Origin of the sequence: Halomonas sp. 3F2F (assembly GCF_014897805.1) — a bacterium.
Classification (GTDB): domain Bacteria; phylum Pseudomonadota; class Gammaproteobacteria; order Pseudomonadales; family Halomonadaceae; genus Vreelandella.
In genome coordinates this window covers 1-1,241 of sequence record NZ_JABUZE010000160.1, presented here as the reverse complement: position 1 = coordinate 1,241, position 1,241 = coordinate 1, and the positions used below count along the sequence as shown (strand labels likewise).

General features: G+C 53.0%; 1 protein-coding gene. It reads left to right on the top strand.

Annotation, left to right across the window (positions count from 1 at the left end):
• The first annotated feature begins 100 nt into the window (after positions 1-100).
• Positions 101-1,219 carry an ISAs1 family transposase gene (locus tag INT21_RS16815; RefSeq protein ID WP_193085497.1) on the top strand — a complete coding sequence of 373 codons (1,119 nt, stop codon included), beginning with the start codon at positions 101-103 and terminating at the stop codon, positions 1,217-1,219.
• The last annotated feature ends 22 nt before the right edge of the window (positions 1,220-1,241 follow it).

Sequence of the window (1,241 nt, the reverse complement as noted above, 5' to 3'; positions counted from 1 at the left end):
CAGGGAAAACGCATGAAAAACCGCGCTACGACGGGTTTTGTAGCGCTTTACCAGTAGGAGCTAATGTGGTCATCTAGCAGTTTTTGCTCATGGATGACTCATGCTGACACCCTCTCTTATGCACCATTTATCGATCGTTCCCGACTTCCGCCAAGCCTGGAAAGTGCAGCATCAGCTGTCGGATATCCTGTTTCTGACTGTCTGCGCGGTGATCTGTGGTGCGGAAGGATGGGACGAGATCGAGGATTTTGGCCACGCAAAGCTGGATTTTTTGCGTCAATACGGTGATTTTGAGGCGGGTCCGCCCAGCCATGACACCTTGGCCAGGGTGATGGCGCTGGTAAATGCCGAGCAGCTCCAAACCGCATTTGCCGAGTGGATGAAAGCCTGCCATGACGTCACTGATGGCGCGGTGGTGGCCATTGATGGCAAGACGCTGCGCGGCTCGTATTGTCGCGGCAAGGGCAAAGGTGCCATTCATATGGTCAGTGCCTTCAGCGCGGCGAATGGGGTGGTGCTGGGTCAGGTCAAGACAGCGGAAAAGTCCAATGAGATAACGGCGATTCCTGAGCTGCTCAAGCTCCTGAATCTGCAAGGGTGTCTGGTGACCATTGATGCGATGGGATGTCAGAAAAAAATTGCGACGAGCATTCTCCAGAAAGGCGCGGATTACCTGCTTTCGGTCAAGGATAATCAGCCCAAGCTTGTCGATGCCTTTGAAACCGCATTCCCCATGCCTCGGGTGGTCAACTTTGACGGTGATGCCTATGTCACGGATGAGAAAAGCCGGGGACGTCAAGAAACCCGCTATCACATCGTCAGTGAATTCACGCCGGAATTTCAGGAGCTTAGCTACGAGTGGCCTAGATTAAAGACGGTCGGTGTCGTCATGTCTTTCCGTCAGGAAGAGGGCCAGGTGCCTGCCGTGCCCACGATTCGTTACTACATCAGTTCCGCTGATTTAAGTGCCAAAAAGCTCGCTGAAGCGGCCCGCCAGCATTGGTTCGTCGAGAATAAACTACACTGGTCCCTGGATGTAGCGCTTCGTGAAGATGCCTGCAAAATCCACCGTGGTCAGGCGGCAGAAAACCTCGCGAGAGTGCGCCATATCGCGCTGAATTATCTAAAAGGGGAAAAATCTTTTAAAGGTGGTATCCGGCGTAAACAGAAGAAAGCGGCGCTGGATGAAAGCTACTTGGCAACCGTTCTCGCGGTATGAAAGTTTTCATGCGTTTTCCCTG

What these genes read in the sequence shown, in the direction of transcription:
- INT21_RS16815 (WP_193085497.1), top strand. Translation starts at nt 101, where the DNA reads ATGCTGACACCCTCTCTTATGCACCATTTATCGATCGTTCCCGACTTC.